The sequence below is a fragment of the Acinetobacter sp. 1130196 genome, from assembly GCF_000588095.1.
GTDB classification, from domain to species: domain Bacteria; phylum Pseudomonadota; class Gammaproteobacteria; order Pseudomonadales; family Moraxellaceae; genus Acinetobacter; species Acinetobacter nosocomialis.
Genome location: NZ_JFWX01000039.1, coordinates 17643 through 40045, shown reverse-complemented (window position 1 = coordinate 40045; position 22403 = coordinate 17643). Strand labels below are relative to the sequence as shown.

At 38.4% G+C, this 22403-nt stretch carries 23 protein-coding genes and 1 pseudogene; 18 read left to right on the top strand and 6 right to left on the bottom strand.

Going from position 1 to position 22403, the window contains the following annotated elements; all coding sequences use genetic code 11:
* Together J671_RS20260 and J671_RS20255 are read right to left on the bottom strand one after the other, a co-directional pair.
* Nucleotides 1-953, bottom strand: a 953-nt coding sequence (locus J671_RS20260; RefSeq protein ID WP_050675059.1) for a dihydroxy-acid dehydratase, incomplete at its 3' end; no start/stop codon positions are given.
* Between the two features lie 87 nt (nucleotides 954-1040).
* On the bottom strand, nucleotides 1041-2216 hold the full coding sequence (locus J671_RS20255) for a fumarylacetoacetate hydrolase family protein (RefSeq protein WP_031983236.1): 1176 nt from the start codon (nucleotides 2214-2216) through the stop codon (nucleotides 1041-1043).
* Nucleotides 2217-2327: 111 nt separating this feature from the next.
* Between J671_RS20255 and J671_RS25845 the strand changes: the two genes are divergently transcribed.
* The 8 genes from J671_RS25845 to J671_RS20215 all read left to right on the top strand — a co-directional run bounded on the left by J671_RS25845 (nucleotide 2328) and on the right by J671_RS20215 (nucleotide 10271).
* Nucleotides 2328-3263, top strand: coding sequence for a LysR family transcriptional regulator (locus J671_RS25845; protein WP_000774594.1), 936 nt, complete (start codon nucleotides 2328-2330; stop codon nucleotides 3261-3263).
* 210 nt (nucleotides 3264-3473) lie between these two features.
* Nucleotides 3474-4445 (top strand): D-erythronate dehydrogenase, encoded by a 972-nt coding sequence (gene denD / locus J671_RS20245; RefSeq protein ID WP_031983235.1) that lies wholly within the window; start codon nucleotides 3474-3476, stop codon nucleotides 4443-4445.
* Nucleotides 4446-4478: 33 nt separating this feature from the next.
* A complete protein-coding gene (locus tag J671_RS20240) occupies nucleotides 4479-5855 on the top strand; it encodes an MFS transporter (protein ID WP_031983234.1) in 1377 nt (458 codons plus the stop codon).
* A complete protein-coding gene (locus J671_RS20235) occupies nucleotides 5855-6727 on the top strand; it encodes an NAD(P)-dependent oxidoreductase (RefSeq protein WP_031983232.1) in 873 nt (290 codons plus the stop codon). Before J671_RS20240 ends, J671_RS20235 begins: the two co-directional genes overlap by 1 nt.
* 262 nt (nucleotides 6728-6989) lie before the next feature.
* A complete protein-coding gene (locus tag J671_RS20230) occupies nucleotides 6990-8009 on the top strand; it encodes an ABC transporter substrate-binding protein (RefSeq protein ID WP_031983231.1) in 1020 nt (339 codons plus the stop codon).
* A 2-nt stretch (nucleotides 8010-8011) separates the two neighbouring features.
* A complete protein-coding gene (locus J671_RS20225; protein ID WP_081404940.1) occupies nucleotides 8012-9022 on the top strand; it encodes a FecCD family ABC transporter permease in 1011 nt (336 codons plus the stop codon).
* Complete coding sequence (locus tag J671_RS20220) at nucleotides 9019-9783, top strand: ABC transporter ATP-binding protein (protein WP_031983229.1); 765 nt, start codon at nucleotides 9019-9021, stop codon at nucleotides 9781-9783. Before J671_RS20225 ends, J671_RS20220 begins: the two co-directional genes overlap by 4 nt.
* A complete protein-coding gene (locus tag J671_RS20215) occupies nucleotides 9780-10271 on the top strand; it encodes a GNAT family N-acetyltransferase (RefSeq protein WP_031983228.1) in 492 nt (163 codons plus the stop codon). Before J671_RS20220 ends, J671_RS20215 begins: the two co-directional genes overlap by 4 nt.
* Here the strand turns inward: J671_RS20215 and J671_RS20210 are convergent.
* Entirely contained in the window at nucleotides 10266-11054 is a 789-nt protein-coding gene (locus tag J671_RS20210) for an AraC family transcriptional regulator (RefSeq protein WP_031983227.1), read from the bottom strand. The genes J671_RS20215 and J671_RS20210 overlap by 6 nt on opposite strands.
* Before the next feature lie 98 nt (nucleotides 11055-11152).
* Here J671_RS20210 and J671_RS20205 point away from each other — a divergent pair, with 98 nt between their 5' ends.
* The 5 genes from J671_RS20205 (at nucleotide 11153) to J671_RS20185 (ending at nucleotide 16828) form a co-directional block, all read left to right on the top strand.
* The gene (locus J671_RS20205) at nucleotides 11153-11962 is read left to right on the top strand and encodes a sulfite exporter TauE/SafE family protein (protein ID WP_031983226.1); all 810 of its coding nucleotides are present in this window, start codon (nucleotides 11153-11155) and stop codon (nucleotides 11960-11962) included.
* Nucleotides 11963-12143: 181 nt separating this feature from the next.
* On the top strand, nucleotides 12144-13028 hold the full coding sequence (locus tag J671_RS20200) for a phosphoribosyltransferase family protein (protein WP_031983224.1): 885 nt from the start codon (nucleotides 12144-12146) through the stop codon (nucleotides 13026-13028).
* 11 nt (nucleotides 13029-13039) lie between these two features.
* Nucleotides 13040-14533, top strand: coding sequence for a nicotinate phosphoribosyltransferase (locus J671_RS20195; RefSeq protein ID WP_031983223.1), 1494 nt, complete (start codon nucleotides 13040-13042; stop codon nucleotides 14531-14533).
* Nucleotides 14534-14593: 60 nt separating this feature from the next.
* Nucleotides 14594-15361: an NUDIX hydrolase gene (locus J671_RS20190; protein WP_031983222.1), complete on the top strand. Its 768-nt coding sequence runs from the start codon at nucleotides 14594-14596 to the stop codon at nucleotides 15359-15361.
* 72 nt (nucleotides 15362-15433) lie between these two features.
* Nucleotides 15434-16828 (top strand): methylenetetrahydrofolate reductase C-terminal domain-containing protein, encoded by a 1395-nt coding sequence (locus J671_RS20185; protein WP_031983221.1) that lies wholly within the window; start codon nucleotides 15434-15436, stop codon nucleotides 16826-16828.
* A gap of 647 nt (nucleotides 16829-17475) precedes the next feature.
* Here J671_RS20185 and J671_RS20180 read toward each other — a convergent pair.
* Genes J671_RS20180 through J671_RS20170 form a run of 3 tightly spaced genes read right to left on the bottom strand, consistent with a single transcriptional unit; the run spans nucleotide 17476 to nucleotide 19804 of the window.
* Complete coding sequence (locus J671_RS20180) at nucleotides 17476-18525, bottom strand: hypothetical protein (protein WP_031983220.1); 1050 nt, start codon at nucleotides 18523-18525, stop codon at nucleotides 17476-17478.
* Nucleotides 18526-18557: 32 nt separating this feature from the next.
* Nucleotides 18558-19400, bottom strand: coding sequence for an HNH endonuclease (locus J671_RS20175; protein WP_031983219.1), 843 nt, complete (start codon nucleotides 19398-19400; stop codon nucleotides 18558-18560).
* Nucleotides 19394-19804, bottom strand: a complete 411-nt coding sequence (locus J671_RS20170) for a (deoxy)nucleoside triphosphate pyrophosphohydrolase (RefSeq protein ID WP_031983218.1) — start codon at nucleotides 19802-19804, stop codon at nucleotides 19394-19396. The genes J671_RS20175 and J671_RS20170 overlap by 7 nt, the downstream gene beginning before the upstream one ends.
* Nucleotides 19805-19918: 114 nt before the next feature.
* On the opposite strand from J671_RS20170, the gene J671_RS20165 reads away from it, so the two are divergent.
* The 5 genes and pseudogenes from J671_RS20165 (at nucleotide 19919) to J671_RS0104950 (ending at nucleotide 22307) form a co-directional block, all read left to right on the top strand.
* Nucleotides 19919-20827: a lipase family alpha/beta hydrolase gene (locus J671_RS20165; protein WP_031983216.1), complete on the top strand. Its 909-nt coding sequence runs from the start codon at nucleotides 19919-19921 to the stop codon at nucleotides 20825-20827.
* A 143-nt stretch (nucleotides 20828-20970) separates the two neighbouring features.
* Nucleotides 20971-21315, top strand: a complete 345-nt coding sequence (locus tag J671_RS20160) for a hypothetical protein (protein ID WP_031983215.1) — start codon at nucleotides 20971-20973, stop codon at nucleotides 21313-21315.
* 68 nt (nucleotides 21316-21383) lie between these two features.
* On the top strand, nucleotides 21384-21737 hold the full coding sequence (locus J671_RS20155; protein WP_031983214.1) for a hypothetical protein: 354 nt from the start codon (nucleotides 21384-21386) through the stop codon (nucleotides 21735-21737).
* An 8-nt stretch (nucleotides 21738-21745) separates the two neighbouring features.
* Nucleotides 21746-21940, top strand: coding sequence for a hypothetical protein (locus J671_RS20150; RefSeq protein WP_031983213.1), 195 nt, complete (start codon nucleotides 21746-21748; stop codon nucleotides 21938-21940).
* Nucleotides 21941-22007: 67 nt separating this feature from the next.
* A pseudogene (locus tag J671_RS0104950) lies at nucleotides 22008-22307 on the top strand (hypothetical protein).
* Nucleotides 22308-22403 lie beyond the last annotated feature (96 nt).

Sequence of the window (22403 nt, the reverse complement as noted above, 5' to 3'; positions counted from 1 at the left end):
CCCGCCGGCATGCAGTTCACAATGAGCGGAATGTTTTCTCCAACGCGTTGCCAGTCTTCTAAACTCAGCTCAATGCCCATATGACGAGCAATTGCAATTAAATGAGGAGGGCAGTTACTTGATGCACCTAATGCTGAGGCTACCGCTATGGCATTTTCAAATGATTGTTTGTTCATGATTTTAGATGGGCGTAAATCTTCTAGAACCATTTCACATATTCTTTTACCGGTCATATAGGCCATTTGCCCACGTTCGCGATAAGGTGCCGGAATGCTTGCACATGTCGGTAAAGACATACCCAATGCTTCTGCTAATGCATTCATAGAAAGTGCAGTGCCCATGGTGTTGCAATGCCCGACCGAAGGTGAAGCAGAAGTGGTCATTTCCATGAACCCTTCATAGTCAATTTCACCAGTCGCAAGTAAATTACGCGCATGCCAAAGCACAGTGCCGGAGCCAATTAATTCACCTTTAAAATGACCATCTAGCATTGGCCCACCAGACAACACAATTGCAGGTATATCTGTTGTGGCTGCTGCCATTAAACATGCAGGAGTAGTTTTGTCGCAGCCAGTGGTCAGCACCACACCATCAAGCGGATAACCATGCAAGATTTCAACCAAACCTAAATAGGCCAAGTTTCGGTCAAGTGCAGCAGTTGGACGACGGGTTTGTTCTGCAATCGGGTGGACGGGGAATTCCATTGGAATACCGCCTGCGTCTCGAATACCCGCTTTAACGCGTTCAGCAAGTTCTTTGTGATGACGGTTACATGGGGTCAAATCACTCCCCGTTTGTGCAATTCCAATGATCGGGCGACCTGATTGTAACTCGGCACGGGTCAAACCATAATTCATGTAACGCTCAACATATAAAGCGGTCATGTCGGCATGTTCAGGATCATCAAACCATTCTTGGCTACGTAAAAAAATCCGTTTATTTTGATCATTCATTTTTTGATCCTTTCACTCATACTTTTTGAAATTTAGTTTATTTACGAGATGAATCTTGCAATTCAATCGATCGATAATACGTGAAAATTATAGTAATTCACGCTGCTTCAAATTACGCATCAAAGCATTTATTCCAAAATTCCACGGCGTTGCTTTGTCACTGGTCATAACCGTGTTGTACAAAGTACCAAGTTTAGGTGAATGAATACGGACGACATCTCCGACTTTATGGGTAAAGCCAGCCCCAGCTTGTTCTCGATCTTGAGTAGGTGCAAATAAAGTACCCAAGAACAAAACAAAACCGTCTGGATATTGATGGTTTTCATTAAGAGTTTGTTGAATTAAATCTTCAGGATCTCGGCTAATTTGCGACATAGAACTCACACCATTTAACACAAAGTTATCGGTGCCTTGAATTTGCAGTTCAACATCGCAAGTACGAATATCATTTAAAGTAAAAGTATGGTCAAAAAGTCGAATAAATGGGCCAATCGCACAAGATGCATTGTTATCTTTCGCTTTACTCAACAGTAAGGCACTACGGCCTTCAAAGTCCCGTAAATTCACATCGTTACCTAAAGTCGCGCCTAAAATTTTACCTTGGCTATTGGCAACTAATACGACTTCCGGCTCTGGATTATTCCATTCAGACTTTGGATGAATACCAATATTTTGTCCTGTGCCTACAGCTGCTAAAACAGGGGCTTTAGTAAAAATCTCGGCATCTGTACCAATACCCACCTCAAGATATTGAGACCACATTTTTTGTTCGATTAAATATTCTTTGAGTTGTAGCGCTTTTTCAGAACCGGGTTCGATTGTTTTTAAATTATCACCGATTACGCCTTGTACAACTTCACGAATCGATTGAGCTTTTTGTGCATCGCCACCGGCTTGTTCTTCAATCACACGTTCTAACATGCTTGCAGCAAAGGTAACACCTGCTGCTTTAATTACTTGTAAATCAATTGGGGCTAAAAAGTATGCCTTGTTGGTATCTGGCTCGGCGACAGTATTGGCAAATAACTCATCAATTGAACCAACTCGTCTTCCTTCAATTTCAGATAAAGCTTTTAAAGGATCACCGCTTTCAAGTAATTCGGAAATAGTATGAAATTTTTCCGAGATATCAAAAACTTGATTGCCTCTTAAAATAATAGCGGATGGCCCCGAAATTTGACTTGGAATCCACGCGCGGCCAATTAAGCATCCTTGAGTTGCATCATCTGGTAATGAGTTCTGGGAATTTAACGTAAAGTTCATTTAAAGCTTCCTTCTTTTATTTGAAATCATGATATGTTTCTTATTTAATAAACACCAATCGTAATAATTTAATTATTAATAACTTGTGGTTATCAAAAAGGAATTTTAAAAATGGCAGATTTGACTTACTCAAGTTTAAATAACTGGCTTAAATTCAAGCACTTGGTTTTATTAGAGACGTTAGCTCGAACCAATAACATGCATTTGGCTGCCGAGCAGATGAATTTAAGTCAACCTGCTGTAAGTAAAATGCTAAAGGAAATTGAGGGCCTTCTTGGGTTTCAGGTCTTTGAGCGACTGCCCCGAAATATGCCCGTAACCGCATTGGGTGAACATGTCATTCGTTATGCACAGCGGGTTTTGAATGACGCAAAACATTTTGTCGAAGACATCGAGATTTTACGGTTGGGTGGACATGGGTTTTTAAAAGTAGGGGGAATATTTGCAGCAACCGCAGTGGTAATTCCAAACTCAATTATCGAAATTAAGAAACAATGGCCGCTACTTTCTATCGATGTTGTTGAACAGACCAGTGACCATTTAATGGAAATGTTGAGTGAACATACTCTAGATTTAGCCATAGGCCGTTTTACCGATGTTACGCAAAGCCAGTTTTTTGATTTCCAGCCTTTAGGCCCTGAACCTTTCTGTATTGTTGTCAATAATGCGCACCCATGTGCCCAGAAAAAGTTTTGTACATTAGAAGAATTATTAAAATGGCCGTGGGTACTTTATCCTAAAGGCACACCCATTCGGGAGCGTATGGAAGGTGCATTCGCCCGAGCTAAAGTCAAAATTCCTTTAAATACGGTAAATACCATGTCGATGCAGACCTTTTTACAGATCTTAAAAGGCGCACCTATGGTGGGCATGTTGCCAGAAGCAATGGTAATTGATCAGGTGAAAGAAGGACAACTACAGATTTTAGAAACAGACCTGATTTTAGATGCTCAAGATTATGGAATTTTGACACGTAAAGATGAACCAGTGTCTGATATAGCCGCAGCATTTATTAATATTTTACTTAAAAATGCAAAACGTAAGTAAAGTCCTCAGCCTCAAGTCATAGAAGACTTGGGGCTTTTAAATTAAAAGAAAGCTTACTTAATTTAGCTAATGTTTTATCATAAAACTGATATTAAAAAGTTATCAATATTTAGAAATTATTCATTGGAAATTATTGCAGGGACTCCTTATCGTTTAATTCATGATGATTAAAAATCTTTAAGTGAATAAGAATTAGGAAAGGATCCCTGTATGAATGTGTTAATTACTGGTGGCACGGGTTTTATTGGAAAGCAAATTGCCAAAGAGATTTTAAAAACCGGAAGCCTAACTTTAGACGCTAATCAAGCTAAGCCTATCGATAAAATTATTTTGTTTGATGCATTTGCTGGTGATGATTTACCGCAAGACCCTAAGATTGAGGTGATTGTAGGGGATATTACCGACAAAACCACAGTCGCAAACATCACAGAAAATATTGATGTTGTTTGGCACTTGGCTGCTGTGGTGAGTTCGGCAGCAGAGGCTGATTTTGACTTGGGAATGGATGTAAACCTTTATGGCCTTTTAAATTTATTAGAAGAATTAAGAAAAAAACAAACAATGCCTCGAGTCATTTTTGCGAGTGGCTGCGCTGTATTTGGTGGTCAATTACCAGAAGTTGTAACAGATGATACGGTGGTTACACCAAAGTCCTCTTACGGTATGCAAAAAGCAGTAGGAGAATTGCTCGTTTCAGATTATTCGCGTAAAGGCTTTATTGATGGGCGTGTTTTAAGATTACCGACGATTGTGGTTCGTCCGGGTAAGCCTAATAAAGCCGCATCTACATTTTTTAGTTCAATTATCCGCGAGCCTTTAAAAGGTGAAACGGCTGTTTGTCCAGTCCCACCAGATACTCCGGTTTTCATTACTTCACCAAGACGCTGTGTTGAGTCAATGATTAAGGCTGCGTCAATTTCGTCAGAGGCACTCCAAGATAACCGAATTATTCCTTTACCGGGATTGACCGTTACCGTTAAGCAAATGCTTGAGGCTCTTGAAAAAGTTGCCGGTAAACAAGTAACTGATTTAGTGCAGTGGCAAGAAGATAAAACGATTCAAAGGATTGTTCAAAGTTGGCCGGTTCAAGTGAAAGCCGAATATGCCGAATCTTTAGGTTTCCAAGCAGATGAGAATTTTGAAAGCATCATTCAGGCACATATAGAAGATACCCAAAATTAATGGCAGTGATCGCCAATTCATGTGAGAGTTATTATGGAAGATATCAAAAATGTCACTGCTCTCGAAGAGCAGACAATTAAACGTATTTCAAGTCGCATTATCCCGTTTCTTATTATTTTATTCATTATGGCTTTTCTGGACAGAACCAATATTGGTTTTGCTGCGCTACATATGAATGATGCAATTGGAATTACCCAAACTATTTTTGGCTTAGGTGCGGGTGTATTTTTCTTGGGTTACTTTATTGCAGAAGTACCGAGTAACGTTTTACTTCATCGGTTTGGTGCACGGATTTGGATTGCCCGAATCATGATTACTTGGGGAATTATTGCCGGGCTTATGGGATTTATCCATAGTGGTACCCAATTTATTATTTTACGGTTTTTACTGGGTATTGCAGAAGCGGGTTTCTTTCCGGGGGTTATTTTTTATTTAACCTTATGGTTTCCTGCTAAATATCGTGCCCGTGTCTTCGCGACTTTCTATTTAGGGTTACCAATTGCCCAAATTATTGGAGCGCCAATTTCGGTCGGCCTTATGCAATGGGGCAATACCATTGGCTATGAAGGCTGGCGTTTAATGTATATTTTAGAAGGGATTCCTTCCATTATTTTAGGATTAATCTGTCTAAAATATTTAACCAATAACCCAAAAGAAGCACAGTGGTTAACAGCTGAGCAGCGCCAATGGCTCATGAATACGCTAGAGCGTGAAGAACGAGAAAAACAGCAATCTGCCGATGCTGCTTTAACAAAAGGCGAACTCATTAAACAAGTGTTTAAAAATCCTTTAGTGTGGATTATGGCAATTGTTTATTTTGGAATTACGTCTGGTTCAAATGCGATGTTCTTCTTCTTGCCAAGTGTTTTAGAGTCGTTCCGTAATACCTTTGGTATGCAAATCAGCCTTATCCAAAATGGCTTACTCACTGCTATTCCATATGCATTTGCGGCGGTTGGAATGGTTTTATGGAGCCGCCGTTCTGACCGTAAACAAGAGCGTTATAAACATGGTGCTTGTGCTGCACTCATGGCGGCTTTCGCAATTGCGATTGCTTTGATTGTGAATCAACCGTGGGCAATTATTGTGGGCTTTATTCTGCTCGCAATCGGTGTATTTAGTGCGATTAATATCTTCTGGACTATCCCTGGGCAGACTCTAACAGGAGTGGGCGCTGCAGCCGGTATTGGCTTAATTAACTCTGTAGGTAATTTAAGTGGTTTTACTGGTCCATATTTAACAGGCTATTTATATACCACCACGGGCACCTATACAGTAGCGTTCCTTGCCATTGCAGGATTTGTTGCCATGGGCGGTTTTGGGTTACTGCTTTTGGCAAAGTTAAAGTCTGATAGCCTAAAAGTAGAACAACAGCGACTTAAAGTGCGGACTGCTACGGAGATGAAATAATGGCTCGAATTGGTTTTGTTGGAACTGGCATTATGGGAATGCCAATGGCCATGAATTTATTAAAAGCTGGCCATCAAGTTAAGGTCTGGAATCGAACTTCATCTAAAGCAGAAAGTTTAAAAGAAGCGGGTGCACATGTTTGTAGTGAACTTGCACAAGTCGGAAAAGATGTAGAGTTTCTGATTTGTATGCTCAGTGATGGAAAAACCTGTAATGAAATTTTATTTCAAGAAAATGGTGCAATTTCACAGCTAAAACCTGAAAGCACGGTCATTGTGATGAGTTCAATACCGGTTGAAGTTGCAAAAAACCAAAGTGAAAAATGTAAAGAAAACGGACTTAGATATTTGGATGCACCTGTTTCTGGCGGTGAAAAAGGTGCTCAAAATGCAAGTCTGGCAATTATGGTAGGTGGCGATGCTCAAACATTCTCACATGCTGAACATGTTCTATCTGTCATGGGACGACCAATTTTAGTTGGAGATGCTGGCTGTGGAATGCTGGCAAAACTCGTCAATCAAATGATAGTCGCATCTACCATTGCAACCGTGAGTGAGGGTTTATTGCTTGCCAGTAAAGCAGGAGCTGACCCGATAAAACTAAAACAAGCATTAACAGGCGGTTTTGCAGATTCTCCGATTTTGCAACAGCATGGCGAACGCATGTTAAATCGAGATTTTAAACCGGGAGGTACAGCTCGAAACCAGCATAAAGACATTCATACAGCCGTTAGCTATGCGAAATCACTTGAGTTAAATTTACCTATTGCCCAAAAAGTCAGCCAATTATTCGAAAATATGCTTGCTGCCGGAGACGGTGAGCTTGATCATTCTGGCTTAATTCGTGAATTAGAACGCATGAATCATGTGTAATTATTGCTTTACTTAAGATCGGTAGATTTTAATTTATTTATAAAAAAGCAGCAGATTCGTTCTGCTGCATATTTAAACTCATTTGTAGTGCTGGCATTTTTATTGCTTAATCATAATTATCTTCTTCACAATATTTGATTTGCTAACGTATTAATGATAATTCCAACAGTCTTGCTCACTTATGGTGTTTTTTTCACATGAAAAATGCACCAAATAAACACATCTTTTTATTTTGCACTATGTTTGTGCATTTGGGGCCATCATGAGGTTGTTGGCTCCCATACTCACATTATTAATTCTATACGGATGCTCTTCATCTGAGCAAAATAGAAAAACTCAAGAAAACTCAACTTCCCATTCAATATGTGTTTTTGATAGTACAAATACTAAAGTCTGTGTAGCTAAACCAGCGCAAAGAATCGTTTCTCTGTTTGAGTCGGGTTTAGATGGCCTCTATATGCTAGGGCAAGGCGACAAAGTAATTGGTATACCGGCCGAAGTATACATTCAACCTTTATTATTTAATGCCTATTCAAAAATAGATCAACGCATTGCCAATAAGCAGCTTGCAGCACCTTCACAAGGAGCCAATGCAACTAATATTGAAAGTCTCGTGTTGTTAAAACCAGATCTAGTGATTGTAGGAAGCGGACAGACTCAAACGATTGAACTGTTACGGCAGTTTGGCATCGCTGTATATGTAATGGAGTCAGCCACCTATAAACAGGTGAAAGAAGAGCTATCTGAAATTGCCGTTCTTAGTGGTGCCCAAAAGCGCGCTCAAGAAATTTTAAGCTTCTCTGATGAAATTGTGGCAGAAGTCGCAGCCAAAACTGCACGTCAGCCAAATAAACAATCGATTTACTATGCATGGTCAGGAGGGCGAATTTTTTCTACTTCAGGACGGGAGTCGATTACCAATGATTTTATTGAGCTGGCTGGTGCTTACAACATTGTTCAGACTGCTGCTAACCAGCCCAACGTAAACCCCGAGACTTTAATTGAATGGAACCCTGACAATATTGTGCTTTGGAATACCAATCGCAAACTAATTTATGAACGAAAAGAATTACAAGGTTTAAGCGCCGTACAAAACCGAAAGGTATTTAATTTGAGTCCTGCATTTATATATAACCCACACACCATCAAAATTATTATTACGGCGATTTATCTAAATCACAGTATTTACCCTGAACAGTCCGATTTACCAGTAAGTGCTTTACAACAGCGTATTTTAACCAAGTTGTATGGTAAGCAACTTGCCAAAGCGTTGGTGTCATAAATATGGAAAAGCTGAAATATTATTGGTTTTACCCGTTACCGTTCGTGATGATTTTTATCTCGTTGCTCATAGGGCCAACGCAGACATTGAGTGCATGGGACTATTTGCGGTGGGGTGTACAAGCAGTTTTTGGTACACCGTATTTTGATGCTGAGCAATTTAGACTGATGCAAAATATTCTGGTCAATGTCAGATTACCCAGAATTTTACTGACCTTTATGGTGGGAGCTGCGTTAGCAACTGCGGGAAATGGTTTACAGGCATTGTTTCGTAATCCTTTAGTTGACTCATATGTGCTCGGTATTTCATCTGGTGCGGCGTTCGGTGCAGCTTTAGCACTTTCTTTAAGTTGGCTTTCGCCAAATCTATCAGCATTTATTTTTGGTGTGTGCGCTGTTGGCTTAACGTATTTATTCGCGCATCAAAAACATGAAAGCCAGACGTCGTTAGTCATGGTAATTTTATCGGGCATGATTGTTTCTGGACTGTTCTTGGCAGGACTTACAGTTATTCAATACTTAAGTGATCCATTTAAACTGCAAGCCATTGTGCAATGGACCATGGGCAACTTACATCAGGCTTCTTGGCAAAAAGTTCAATACGCTGTGCTACCGATTTGTATTGGCCTTGCTGGGCTATTTGCAATGCGTTGGCGATTAAACTTAATGGCACTCGGTGCCGAAGAAGCGCAGGCGGTGGGTGTTAATCCGCGTTGGGAGCAGCTTCTTTTAATTGTACTAGTGACTGTATGTACATCAACTTCTGTGGCTGCTGCTGGCATTATTAGTTTATATGGACTCTTTATGCCGCATATTGTGAGAATGTTGGTGGGACCAGATCATCGCTACAGTATTCCAGCCAATATGGTGTTGGGCGGTAGTTTCCTACTCATGATTGATAACTTTTCACGTGTTTTACTAACCTTTGAAATACCGATTGGTATTTTTACCATGCTACTTGGCGCGCCATTTTTCTTATTATTAATGAAAACACAGAGGACTCATTGGGCATGATTCAAATTGATCAGTTAAATTATGCCTATGGGCATAAACAGGTTCTCAAAAACATTCATCTGGAGTTTCCTGAAAATCAGTTTTCCGTAATTTTAGGGCGCAATGGCTGTGGCAAATCGACACTTTTTAAATTGATGGCGGGCCTAGAGCCTGTAAAAGATGGCTTGATTCGTTACTCTGGAAAACTACTATCGGACTTTAAAGGGAAAGATCGGGCAGCCTTACTCGGTTTTTTACCGCAGTTTCATAAAACCGTATTTCCATTTTTAGTTAAAGATGTGGTGATTACAGGACGTGCCGCTTTTAGCAGATATAGACCTTCAAAATCAGACTGGGAATGTGTAGACCAAGCTTTGCTTGATTTAGACATCGAGCATTTGCGTGACCGCCCTTATACCGAGCTATCGGGAGGTGAACGGCAATTGGTTATGATTGCCCGCATTTTAGTGCAAGCCCCAAAAGTCATTTTGCTCGATGAGCCTACCAATCATCTCGATGTTTATTATCAGTCTTATTTAATGAAAAAGTTGCGTCAGTTGTCGCGGCAAAATTTTACGGTGATTGCGATTATGCATGATCCTAACTTGGCTTTTTTATTTGCAGATCATCTATTTTTTATGCGCCAACATGAGGTAGTTAAGCCTGAGTCTAAAACACGAATCACCGATCCGAAGTTTTTAAAAAGTGTCTATGATGTTGAGTTTCATGAAGCCATGATTCAAGACAAAACCATTGTTATCCCTGATCATTCTTGGCTATGAATATGTTGAATTATCAGGTGGTTGGCAAAACAGATTATAAGCCTGCGGTAGAGTTTGCACTTTATACAAGACATTTATTATTTCCAGAAATCTATCATGGGCAAGTCCCCAAAGATTTAAAAAATTTTGGGCAATATTATGTTAATGATCCATTAGGTTGCTTTATTACGGTAAAAGATAAAAACCGTATTATTGGCACCATTGCATATCGGGCGTATGACCATCGTTTTGATTTAAATTTGCCGACCAATACGGTAGAAGTCATTAAGTTGTTTGTATTGCCTGAATACCGCCGTAAGGGCATCGCGACTCAGCTATGCAACATGTTGTTTAGTCATGCCAAAAACAGAGCAATTACAACTTTGTATTTGCATACCCATCCATTTTTGCCAGCGGCTGAAAAGTTTTGGCGTCTACAAGGCTTTGATGTCATTAAACGTGAGTGGATCGAGACCTATGACACCATTCACATGAGTAAATCTTTATAGTTCTTTATCATGCGCATGAAATCTTTTTGAAAAATGGGTAGGCGGATAACCCATAATTTTACTGAACATTGCAGTAAATGCTGCCGAGTGTTCATAGCCCAAACTAAAGGCAATTTCAGTAATTGAGATATTCTCTTTTAAGGCATTTAAAGCATAGATGATGCAGACTCGATTACGCCAAGCTTGAAAGGACATGCCAGTTTCAGACTTAAACCAACGATGAAAAGTTCGTTCACTTTTATTATGGTCATGTGCCCAATCTTTAGGGCTGCTATGAATATCGGGATGCTCCATAAACTCAGCACACTGTTTTGATAGTAATGTGTTGTGAGGCAATGGAATAAATAGAGGCAGGGCTGGTGCAATTTCTAATTCATATAACAATAAATCGATAAGAACACCGTCACGGCCTGAACGTTGGTAGTCAACAGGCAGTTGATTTGCTTGAATCAGTAACTGATGCATTAACGGTGAAACTTGCACGACCTCGCAATAGTTTGCCTGTCTTGGGGCATTACTCACTTCTATATACAAACTATAAGTACTGACTTTAGATAGCCATACCTGATGTGCTTTACCTGCAGGTATCCATACACCACTGTACGGTAACACGAGCCATTGTCCATCTTCAGTTTCAACTTTCATGAGGCCTTCGGGTGCATATAAGAACTGGGCACGGCGATGGCTATGCGTATCTAACAAAGTATCAGCAGGATAATCTGATCCTAACGCTAGAACCGCTTGCGGTAGATGGTCTACATCATTAATTGGAATATTACGCATATATTTTTGGCTGAAATAAATAAAAAGATGGCTTTTCTACGTTAGTTTGCCATAGAGCTATTTTATATCATGCCTCTATAAATGTGAGGAAGATAATCATGCTATATGAGCTATTTTTATTTGGACTACTTTCAGGCGTTACCACTTGGTTATTTGGTTTTGGTGGTGGTTTTGTTGCTGTACCTTTGCTTTATACAGTCATTATTCAAAAGTACAGTAACGAAAGTATGGTTGGGGTACATGCGATGCAAATCGCCGTTGCTACGTCCGCTTTTGTCATGCTGTGTTCGGCAAGTTTTGCAACCTTTCGACACTATCGGTCTGGACACATAGATTGGCAAAAGATCAAATTTTTATGGGGTGGTATCGCATTTGGGGGAATTGTGGGTGCAGTAATGGCCTCATTGTTTAATGGAAATTGGCTTCGCTGGATATTTATGGGTTATGTATTCATAACCATTCTAGATTGTTATTACCGACCAGGCTTTATGGTTGCATCAAAACAAAAGCAACACTATGGTCAAAACAGTGAACTCATTAAAGGGGGCATTATTGGTTGGGTTGCAGCACTTTTAGGTGTTGGAGGAAGTGTAATGACGGTTCCTTTATTACGGCGGCGGGGGAGTTCTATGGCAGAGGCTGCGGCTATTGCAAACATTCTCACGCTGCCTTTGTCTTTAACTGCAACGTTTACTTACTGTGTATTGTCACTTTGGCAATCTAGATGGACACCCAACGGATTTATCGGACTAATCTGGTTTGAAGCTGCTTTATTCTTGGTTGCTGGAACATGGATCGGGCTATATTTTTCAGAAAAATTTATTTCAAAACTACCTGATTTATGGCGTGCAAAGTTCTATCCGCTACTTTTAATAATAGTTCTACTCGTCATGCTTTTTGTAAATTAATTTTTTATTTCAATTGTTTGAATAATAATTTTTCTTAAATAACAAATCTCTAAATGCTCTAAAACTGCAAAATTTATGTCTTAAATGGCTTTGAAAAAAGTTTGAAAATTAGACTTGAAATATATAGTGGCTTTGTGCCACTATATATTCATCGAAGGTCATCAGACAAAAAGAGGATGATATGGCTATCCAACTTTTAGATGCGGCAAGAAATGAAATTCCAGTGAAATTCACGCAGTTTTCTGGTGGCGAGCGTCATGTTCAAATTGATGAGAAAACATTGAACTCACTATCTGGCAACGTATTGGTTCGCGCCAAAATGACCTCAAGTCACGATGTGATGGACTATTTGTTACTTGAAAATATATTGCTGACTCAAGGCTTAACCGTTGACCTAGAAATTCCGTATTTTCCATATGCACGTCAGGATCGTATTTGTGCAGTAGGCCAAGCATTTTCACTTGATGTGATGACCAAGTTACTTAACATCAATGCCGACAAAAAAGCGGGCAAACAAGGCAAGATCACTGTTTGGGACTGCCATAGTGAAGTCACTACAGCCTTACTTACAGTCAATACTTCTTTTAGCGAAGTTGTAAATGTGAGTTCAGTCGACATCATCGAAAAGAGTGAAGCGCTAAGCACATTATTAAAAGATGAAAAAACAGTACTGATTTGCCCAGACAAAGGCGCGAAAGCACGTACACAAATGGTTGCAGACGCTTTTAATGTTGAGTGCAAACAACCACTCACTATTGTTCAGTGTGATAAAAAACGTGATCCAGTGACTGGCAAAATTTTGGGTACACATGTACATGCAACTGATTTATCAGGCCTAACAGCGGTCATTACCGATGACATTTGTGACGGCGGTGCAACATTTATTGGTATTGCCAAAGAACTCCGTCGCCTCAATTGCCATAAGGTCGTTCTATACGTGACCCACGGTATTTTCAGTAAAGGAATAGAGGTTTTTGATGGATTGCTTGACCAACTGTTTACCTCGGACAGCTTTCCACAACAACCATCAGACAAAATTTCAGTAATCGCTTTTGCAGCAAAATAAAGAGAATAAAGATGACGATTAAACTTAATCCATTAAACGCTATCGATTTTTATAAAGCTGATCACAGACGTCAGTATCCAGCAGGTACAGAGTACGTGTACGCAAATTTTACGCCGCGTTCATCTCGACTCGCTAAAATGTTGCCAGACTTTGACGATAAAGTGGTGTTCTTTGGGCTTCAGGGTTTTATTAAACACTTTTTAATCGATACGTGGAATGAAGGCTTTTTTAAGCAACCTCAAGACAAAGTGGTGGCTGCTTATAAACGCCGTATGGATAGCTCATTAGGTGACGGTGCTGTACCGGTTGACCACATTGAAGCGTTACACGACTTGGGCTATTTACCATTACGCATTAAAGCTTTGCCAGAAGGTAGCCGCGTCAATATGCGTGTACCTGTGCTTACCGTAATTAATACAGATCCGCGTTTCTTTTGGTTAACTAACTATATTGAAACGGTGTTAAGTGCTGAGCTTTGGAAAAGCTGTACTACTGCAACGATTGCCTACGAGTACAAACGCTTATTAACGCAATATGCCGTAAAAACTGGTGCACCACTCGATTTTGTACCTGTACAAGGACACGATTTTAGTAGCCGTGGCATGAGTGGAATTTATGATGCAGCTCAGTCTGGTGTAGGCCACTTAACCAGTTTTATTGGAACAGACTCTGTTGCTTCAATCGACTACGCAGAAGAATATTACAATGCAACAGGTGTGATTGGGGTTTCTGTACCAGCGACCGAACACAGTGTGATGTGTATGGGTACAGAAAACAGTGAGCTAGACACATTTAAGCGTTTAATCTGTGAGCTTTATCCGTCTGGTGTTGTCAGTATTGTGTCTGATACTTGGGATTTTTGGCGAGTCATTACAGAATTTACAGTGGCTTTAAAACCTGAAATTCTGGCAAGACAACCCAATGCTTTAGGTTTGGCTAAATTGGTTTTCCGTCCTGACTCTGGTGACCCAGTTAAAATTATTTGTGGTGACCCAGACGCCGAAGTCGGTAGCCCAGCATATAAAGGCGCAGTTGAATGTTTATGGGAAGTGTTTGGCGGTACAACAACTGACCAAGGCTATAAAGTACTCAATGAACGTGTTGGTTTAATTTATGGTGATTCCATTACCCTAGACCGTGCACAGCGTATTTTAGAAGGGCTTGAAGCCAAAGGTTTTGCATCAAATAACTTGGTGTTTGGGATCGGTAGCTTTACCTATAACTACTTAACTCGCGATACCTTTGGATTTGCTGTGAAAGCGACTTGGGGGCAAGTGAATGGTATAGGCCGAGAACTATTTAAAGACCCAATTACTGACTCAGGTATAAAAAAATCTGCGAAAGGTCTGTTACGCATTGAAGAACGTGAAAATGGTTTTATCTTGTTTGATGAGCAAACAGCCGAACAAGAACAAGGCGGAGCACTTAAAACAGTCTTTGAAAATGGTAAACTTCAATATGAGTGTACTTTGGATCAAATTCGCGAGCGTTTATCCATCGCATAACTGAGTTTAGATGAGCCGTTGCATGTGTATCGGCTCATCATTTTTATTGAGAGGCTGAACGTGACTATTCAAACTGAACAAGAATTCCTTGCCAGTTATGATCGCCGAGATTATGACGCACCTTTACTCACGGTCGATATGGCTATTTTCTCGGTATTTAATGGTCAGTTGCAGGTATTACTCATTAAGCGACCCAACTTTCCAGCCAAAGACCAATGGGCTTTACCGGGTGGTTTTGCCGATTTAACCCATGACCAAGACTTGATGGCCACGGCTTATCGTAAGCTGGTCGAAAAAACAGGGATTGCTTCACCTTATTTGGAACAAGTTGCCTCTGTCGGCAATGCCAAACGTGACCCGCGTGGCTGGGCCGTAACCATTTTGTATTTTGCATTAATTGATTTTAATGCCTATCAACAGCAAGCTTTGGCTGAGTACAGCGAATGGATGCCTGTAGCAAAAGCAAAAGATTTAGCATTAGCGTTTGATCATAATGAATTGCTTAACTTGGCATTAGAGCGTTTAACCAATAAAACCCGCTATACCGCATTGCCAGCCAGTCTCATGCCAGAGTTATTTACGCTGACCGAGCTACAAACCATTTATGAAATTATTCTTGGGCAATCCTTAGATAAAAAAGCGTTTAGACGCCGTATGATAGAGGCTGGGGCAGTTGAAGAAACCAACCACAGTAAAATTGTGGGCAAACGACCAGCTCAGCTTTACCGTTATGCACTCGATTCTTTCGATTTTATATTCCCACGTTCACTCGAATTACCCAGAAATAAAGAGAGTGAAGATAAGCAAAACAATGAGCTTTCTGACTAGCGCATCTTGATGCACTTTGATTTATAATGCCGCGCTTATGATTGATTTCATGTTTTGATAAGCGCTTTGCCTATGTCACACGTTTCTCCCTGCTTCCAGCAAAACCAGTTTTTTGTGTTGGTGGAGTACCTCACTTCACTGCATGAAATTTATTCTGTGAAACATGAGTTTGCAGGATATCCGGCTGCAATGACATTGGCAGATCGCGTACATTCAGATCATGATATTGCGCCGCTTGAAGCCAGCAAAAGCTACCCTGACTCAATAGAGAAAGTTTTACACTTTTCAGGTAAGGCCCGAGACATACAAGACTTTGAACAATTTTTAGAACAAGCTCAAGCAGCCAATATTCAAAACTTGTTATTGCTTACAGGTGATAAACTTAAAGAACACCATAATGGTCGAGATGGACAGCCTCGTAGTCGTTACTTAGAGTCAGTAAACGCCGTAATGGCTGCCAAGCAACATGGCGGGGTTCGTATTGGGGGGGGTTTTAACCCATTTAAATATGTTGAAGCTGAGCGTGATGCACAGTATTTAAAACTACATAAGAAAATTAAAGCAGGCGCTGACTTTATCATTACCCAATTGGGCTATGACATTGAAGCCTTAAAGAAAGCCAAATCATTTTTAACCAAGAACAATTATTCACAGCAAATACTGGCTTGTGTCATGCCACTGACTTTAGGTCGTGCCAACTTCATGGTAAAGCATAAAGTTGCGGGTATTGTAATTACTCCACACATGTTAAAAGTCTTGGCAGAAGAAAAACAGGCAGGGCACACTGACAGTGTTTATTTACGTTGTGCTTTGCAAATTTTGATATGTAAACATTTAGGGTTTGCTGGAATTCACTTATCTGCCTGCCATAAGCCAGAGGAGCAAATGCTGCTTGAAAGCTACGTCGAGCAATACAGACATCTGGAGCTTAACGTTTTAGAAGAGCTTTGGAATTCACTTTGGCAAGTCACTACAGGCAAAGAGTTCTCACCTGAAATTGCTCGGTTTTCGCGTCAGCCAACGTCTAAACAATTAATTAAATATCGCCAACTACATGTTATGCATGAAGCAATGTTTGGATCAAAAATTGCTAAAGGCGTTGGACGGTTTATTTTTAAAGCGTCATTTTGGGAAAATGCTTTGGTCGCCAAAGTATTACTTAAAACAGAAGTACTAAGTAAACACAGCCTAGTGGGCTGTGAAAGCTGTGGTCAGTGCCGTTTAGGTGACACTTTATATATTTGCCCTGAAACGTGTCCAAAAGGTTTAGCCAACGGGCCTTGTGGCGGTACAACTTTAGACCGCTGTGAATTTGGTGACCGTGAATGTATTCATTCAGTCAAAGCGAGACTTGCAAAAGCGGTTGAACAAACTGAAATATTAAAAGAGAAACTGATTCCCACAGTAGCAATTGAAACCAGAGGAACCAGTTCTTGGAAAAATTGGTATTTAGGGGCTGAGGCTTAAGTTTTATATTAACTGGATACGTTTACGACCCAGTTAATTATGACAAAGTACACGACCAAGAGTTCCAAGACCACCTCAGGCAAAACGGTTAGTAATAAAAAGCCCACTCAATGAGTAGGTGTTACAATCCTGCAAAGAATCTTTGTGATGAACTCATGCATTACCACTCTGCAGACTTAACGTATGTGATAAATATTAAACACGTGAACAGTTAGATTTCCGAAATTTAGGGTCGCTGGTTCGATGCTCGCCGGGCGCACCATATCAATTGAGTGACAAAACAGATTCATACCTTCGCTGAACAACTCTCACAACAATACTCAATGGATTATCAGAATTTCCACTATTTAGGATATGGATTAATCATTTTATGTACAATTCATTTTGTGATTGGCACCTTTTTCTATTTTCGTACCCCAAAAACTTTTGGGATAAAAAGAAGATGTTTTCCGATTCAATTTATCTTATTTGTATTTTATTTTCTTATCTTGCAGGGTATATTCATTTTTAGATCAGAAAACCTCTAGTGTATAGATTAATTTTTATTCCTGTTTGAAGTATAAAAAATTTTATTTTGAAAAGCTCATCAAGTGGTGAGCTTTTAAATAAGACAGGTACCCAGAATTATTAGAGTTTCCTCTCATAAATCAATAAAGTTGCTTGCAAAAGTTGTACTGTTGGATATTTTTCTTAGGATCAAATATATCAATATGATCAATACTTTGTTCAACAGGAATTTTAAATGCCACAAAATAGGGTAGTTTTTCTTTATTCTGAGATGCTTTTTGATTCAGTCCTTTAATCTCATCATTTTCAATATCTTTATAACATCTTTTTTCAAATTTTAAGTTAGAAAGATAGGGGTGTACTTTTCGGGTATAGGCTCTAAAGAAATATGGATTTTTAGAGTGTAAATTAATTTCTTTTGAATGAATCTGTACATAGACAACTTTCTCTATTGGTGAAAGTTGCTTTTCAGATAGTAGAAAGAAGAAAAATGGTGAATTTTTTTCTAAATTATTAATTTGCTGTAGATCTTTATCTGGGTAGTTATCCTCTTTTATTTTCTTGAAAGAGTCAAAGTTCTTATTTGCATATATGCAAACTTCTTTTCCACAAATAACTCTAAAAAGTTGAGATTCATCATCCTTTATATACGTGATACTACCTAATATATTTGCTTGAGCACTTTCTTTACCTTGCTTATAAAAGTCTAAAATTTTCACCAAGGAAACAAGAAGAAAAAGATATAAGAAAATAGATAAATAATAAGAAGTTAATAGTGTTTTCGAGAGAGGGTTCTTTTCAGCTTTTTCTTTTTTTTGAAAATATTTATTCTCTTCTTCTTTAAATAATTCCTTTTTATCAATGTTTTTATTTCTTTTGATACACTTATGGATAAATAAAACTATAAGATATGAAAATATAATATTTATTTTATCAAAAAGCTCTTTTGAGTAAAAAAATTGTCTCAATATAAGAATTAATGGTGGTGCTAGTATAAGTGCCAAAAAAGAAGAAGCCCTAAAATTGGCTAAAAAACCTTGAAATACATAATCATGAAAGTCAAAACCCAGGTTTATATAATCATAACCTGTCTGTTCAACACTACCTATAATGAAATAACGGCCAGATATAAATAGATACCCTAATAGGGCGGGTATCATCAAAGCTAAAATAGTTTCTCTTAATCGCATAAAATACCAATTTATTAAATTTTAAACTTTCTTTATTGAAATGAATAAGTTGTATTGAGCTGAGAATTTATTATCTTTAGCTTTTCCCGATCTGCCTCAGCATTCACAACATGCATTTTCTTATGGCAATTCGGGCAAAGTGCTACTGTATTTTCGACGGTATCTGGTCCGCCGTGCGCTAACCATTTAATATGGTGAGTTTCCAGATAAGGCTCACCATGTTGATCTTTAAAAGGGGCAGGTTGTTCACAGAGCTGACAAACACCATTTGCTAAACGCTTCGCAAGCTCTGCAATTGCAACAGAACGAATAAAGTATTTAGTCCTTGTATTGCGATAGCTAACTTGGGTTTGTGCTGTAGCGTGAGCATCTGCCTTCAATTGCTCAATCGATTTCTTCTTATACTTACGCTTCTTTTTCTGGTTAGTACGCTCTATCGTCTCAATACTAATCACCGAATTTGAATCAGACAATTTAACCGGGAATATCCATGCTAAACGATCTTGATCATTAGCATCAGGTTGAATCTTTTGGTACGGATCAGCTACGAGAGTTACAGGACCCTGATAGATATATTCTTTATCGACAAAAACTTCAAAAAGATGAACAGACACGCCATTAGTATGACTTTCAGCTAATGTTCTATTCTGACTTTTTAATTCTTGGTCACCTACTTGGCCCATACCAGTGTAATGTAGCTCATCGCCAATCCATTGATCTTCATAAATTGATTCAACATGGTTTGAAACAATGATAAGTGTATTTGTCTTATGAGATCTACGCATTCCGCCCTGAGGTGAGCACAGGAAGTATTCGCATAATTCTGCGTTATTTAAAATGGCACCTGGTTTGAGTAGTTTAAAATCTTTCAACATGCTGCAGTCTTATTATCAAGTAAGTATTTCACGATGGGGATATCAGCAGCAGCCCAGTCGAGCTGTTCTAATTCATCGATAGAGCACCATTGTACATCCTGGTGCTCACTTAAAGCCAATTCTTCAATAGTCTTAGTCACACATATAAAAGTGGCCAACTCGATATTAAAGTTAGGGTAAGCATGCTCTACAGTTAATAGATACTCTGTTACTTCAACATCAAGATTAAGCTCTTCTTTAATTTCTCGAATGAGCGCTTGCTCGAGTGTTTCTTCAGCTTCAACTTTACCGCCAGGGAATTCAAACTTATTCGATAAATAAGGATACTTATGCTCACCTTTAAGGGCACATAAAATTTTATGCTGGTGCCAGATGACTGCAGCAACGACTTCTAGAGATTTCATTTAAAATATTTTAGCTGAGTTCTATATAAATATTATGCTTTGAACTGGCTTATGTTTGCACTTAATATTTAAAGGAATATAATAAAATTTCAATATAATTAAAAGGATAAAGTCATGAAAATAATAATGGTACACGGGATCAACCAGACTGATAAGGATCCTGAAACTTTGAAAAAGATATGGATAGAGGCCTTCTTAGAGGGAGTATTTCAGGCACATATACCGAATGTTCCAGCTACAACTGAATTTGAGTTTATTTACTATGGAGATCTGGTGAAGGATTATTTAAATACCCCGACTTCTAATAAAGTATTGTTTGATTTACAGACCAGTGGATTTCATGCTTTTGAAAAAAACTTTAATGATTTGTCATTAGACGAGCAGGATATTTTAATCAATATTGCTGACTCGATGGACGGACATAGTACTGATGAGATGGGAACATTACCTATTGAAGCAATTCCTGTTAATTTAAAAAGTACTTTAACTCCATATTCTTTTATAGATAAGGGGGCGAAGGCATTAATCAAAATTACGAGTAGATTTCAAAAGTTTCATACGTGGGTGCTTAAGATATTTGCCAAAGAGGCAAATCTATTTCTTGAGAATGAACAATATAGATCACAAGTGAGAGAAAAATTATTAAGTGAGATAAAAAAGGATCCTTCTAAAGAAATTGTATTGGTTGGGCATTCTCTTGGTAGTGCTGTTTGTCTAGATGCTCTACAGCATTTAAATTCCTCTTATAAAATTTCTCGATTTGTGACTTTAGGCTCTCCTTTAGGTATCCCTGTATTTTATGATTATTTCAAAGATCGTACTAAGCCTTCTTCATTAAAAGGAGATTGGTTTAATTTTTATGACACGGATGATTTTGTTTCGGCTTATTTATTAACGAACCCTCCATATAATGTTAAACCAGAGATTCAGAACTTAAGGGCAAAAACACAGTATTTCCAACCACATTATATTGTTGGATATTTGGATGATGCTCTTGTTGTTAAAAAAATCTTAGGTGTCTGAGATAATTGAATTATTTAGGACTTTAGAACTTGACCCTGTACAGGGTAAATGCTATTTTTACGTTATAGTGGACGAAGTTATAGTAATTCACTAAGTACATAAAGCTCGCATTCGCGGGCTTTAAATTTATTAAAGTGTAGCGCATGAATAAAATACTTCTTTCTTTAATACTTTTACCTATTTTGGGGCATGCAGGATATTGTGAGAACAAAGCACAAATTTATGTAATGACTGCATTTTGGAAAGTTGACAATGTTACTAAAGAAATTGCTTTAGATAGAGTAAAAGGATTAGAAGTTTTATATACAGATCTTGATACAGGTAAAACCCAAACTAAAGATTTTAAGGAAATAGTTGAAGAAATTTATAGAAATAATGATTACAAAGCTAAGGATCAGGATATTTCAGAATATACTTCGCAGATGACATATGACTATGCAACGATATTAGCTACTTGTTTAGCTGAAAATGTTGAAGAATCCCGTTAGTTTTTATTGTGCTACTGATTTATATATGTGGAGATAGGTGAGTGAGACTAATACTTATAGTAATTTTAATGTCACTTGGAAGTCTATTGCATGCTGAAGAAAAAGAATCAACGGTCTGTGAAAAACTTAATAGTGCAGCATATCAAATCATGTTAGAAAGACAGACTGGTATTAAGCCCCTTGATTTGCTTGAAAAGCTAATGATTCCTTTGGACCAAGATAAGGAAAATATGATAATCAATTACCATATCAATAACTTTTTTGGTCATGTAAGTGGTTTGGCTTATGAGACACCTCTATATACAAAAGAAGTTGAAAAACAAAAAGCGGCTACAGATTTTGGCTTGAGAATTGAAAGAATTTGTACAAAGGATAAGACGGCATTATTTGCTCCTCCGGAATTTCAGACTTTTGAAGAATAACTAACCTTATGCAAAATCAAATACGCCCAATTAATAACGTTGAGCAGTTAGATGTCCAAGATGAGCCAAAGCAAGAAAACTCGGTGCTTAATTCTGTGAATCCTGATCTAGTTGAAGTTAAAGATTTAATTGTAGAAATCGGGAAAGATATAGTTGATTTTGCATCATCTGTTGTTTTCGATAACATCGATATCAATTTTTAACTTAAGAGCTCTCTAATAGTGAGTTATTATGTGTTATAAAAAGATTTCCCATAATAAGGAGATCGAAGTGGAACTTACGCAAATTAAGGCAACAATAGATCGAGAATATGATCTCTTTGTAAATTCACATGAGTTTAAGACGTATCAGCACGATAAAGAAAAGCAAGCTAAATTCTTAGGCCATGCATTATCAACATTGAGATATCCTCATACAAACATTATTATTTTAGGTGGTGGTCGATATAAAGTTGTTGGTCATCATGATTTAAATTTTGATATCGATCTATTCTAAGCTCCATCTTTCTTATCAAAGCAAGCATTTAATACGTGGTTGGCTAACATCCTATCCCAACATTTATTTTCTTAAAATATATTGTAAATACATATTTTAATTTGTATTATCAGTATCAAATACTGCGCTGAAAGTTTATTGTTTTTATGACCCGTTTCTTTTTGAAGCGGG

What these genes read in the sequence shown, in the direction of transcription:
- J671_RS20255 (WP_031983236.1), bottom strand. Translation starts at nt 2,216, where the DNA reads ATGAACTTTACGTTAAATTCCCAGAACTCATTACCAGATGATGCAACT.
- denD (WP_031983235.1), top strand. Translation starts at nt 3,474, where the DNA reads ATGAATGTGTTAATTACTGGTGGCACGGGTTTTATTGGAAAGCAAATT.
- J671_RS20210 (WP_031983227.1), bottom strand. Translation starts at nt 11,054, where the DNA reads ATGCGTAATATTCCAATTAATGATGTAGACCATCTACCGCAAGCGGTT.
- J671_RS20195 (WP_031983223.1), top strand. Translation starts at nt 13,040, where the DNA reads ATGACGATTAAACTTAATCCATTAAACGCTATCGATTTTTATAAAGCT.
- J671_RS20235 (WP_031983232.1), top strand. Translation starts at nt 5,855, where the DNA reads ATGGCTCGAATTGGTTTTGTTGGAACTGGCATTATGGGAATGCCAATG.
- J671_RS20215 (WP_031983228.1), top strand. Translation starts at nt 9,780, where the DNA reads ATGAATATGTTGAATTATCAGGTGGTTGGCAAAACAGATTATAAGCCT.
- J671_RS20240 (WP_031983234.1), top strand. Translation starts at nt 4,479, where the DNA reads ATGGAAGATATCAAAAATGTCACTGCTCTCGAAGAGCAGACAATTAAA.
- J671_RS20185 (WP_031983221.1), top strand. Translation starts at nt 15,434, where the DNA reads ATGTCACACGTTTCTCCCTGCTTCCAGCAAAACCAGTTTTTTGTGTTG.
- J671_RS20165 (WP_031983216.1), top strand. Translation starts at nt 19,919, where the DNA reads ATGAAAATAATAATGGTACACGGGATCAACCAGACTGATAAGGATCCT.
- J671_RS20150 (WP_031983213.1), top strand. Translation starts at nt 21,746, where the DNA reads ATGCAAAATCAAATACGCCCAATTAATAACGTTGAGCAGTTAGATGTC.
- J671_RS20200 (WP_031983224.1), top strand. Translation starts at nt 12,144, where the DNA reads ATGGCTATCCAACTTTTAGATGCGGCAAGAAATGAAATTCCAGTGAAA.
- J671_RS25845 (WP_000774594.1), top strand. Translation starts at nt 2,328, where the DNA reads ATGGCAGATTTGACTTACTCAAGTTTAAATAACTGGCTTAAATTCAAG.
- J671_RS20180 (WP_031983220.1), bottom strand. Translation starts at nt 18,525, where the DNA reads ATGCGATTAAGAGAAACTATTTTAGCTTTGATGATACCCGCCCTATTA.
- J671_RS20205 (WP_031983226.1), top strand. Translation starts at nt 11,153, where the DNA reads ATGCTATATGAGCTATTTTTATTTGGACTACTTTCAGGCGTTACCACT.
- J671_RS20175 (WP_031983219.1), bottom strand. Translation starts at nt 19,400, where the DNA reads ATGTTGAAAGATTTTAAACTACTCAAACCAGGTGCCATTTTAAATAAC.
- J671_RS20230 (WP_031983231.1), top strand. Translation starts at nt 6,990, where the DNA reads ATGAGGTTGTTGGCTCCCATACTCACATTATTAATTCTATACGGATGC.
- J671_RS20170 (WP_031983218.1), bottom strand. Translation starts at nt 19,804, where the DNA reads ATGAAATCTCTAGAAGTCGTTGCTGCAGTCATCTGGCACCAGCATAAA.
- J671_RS20220 (WP_031983229.1), top strand. Translation starts at nt 9,019, where the DNA reads ATGATTCAAATTGATCAGTTAAATTATGCCTATGGGCATAAACAGGTT.
- J671_RS20225 (WP_081404940.1), top strand. Translation starts at nt 8,012, where the DNA reads ATGGAAAAGCTGAAATATTATTGGTTTTACCCGTTACCGTTCGTGATG.
- J671_RS20160 (WP_031983215.1), top strand. Translation starts at nt 20,971, where the DNA reads ATGAATAAAATACTTCTTTCTTTAATACTTTTACCTATTTTGGGGCAT.
- J671_RS20155 (WP_031983214.1), top strand. Translation starts at nt 21,384, where the DNA reads ATGTCACTTGGAAGTCTATTGCATGCTGAAGAAAAAGAATCAACGGTC.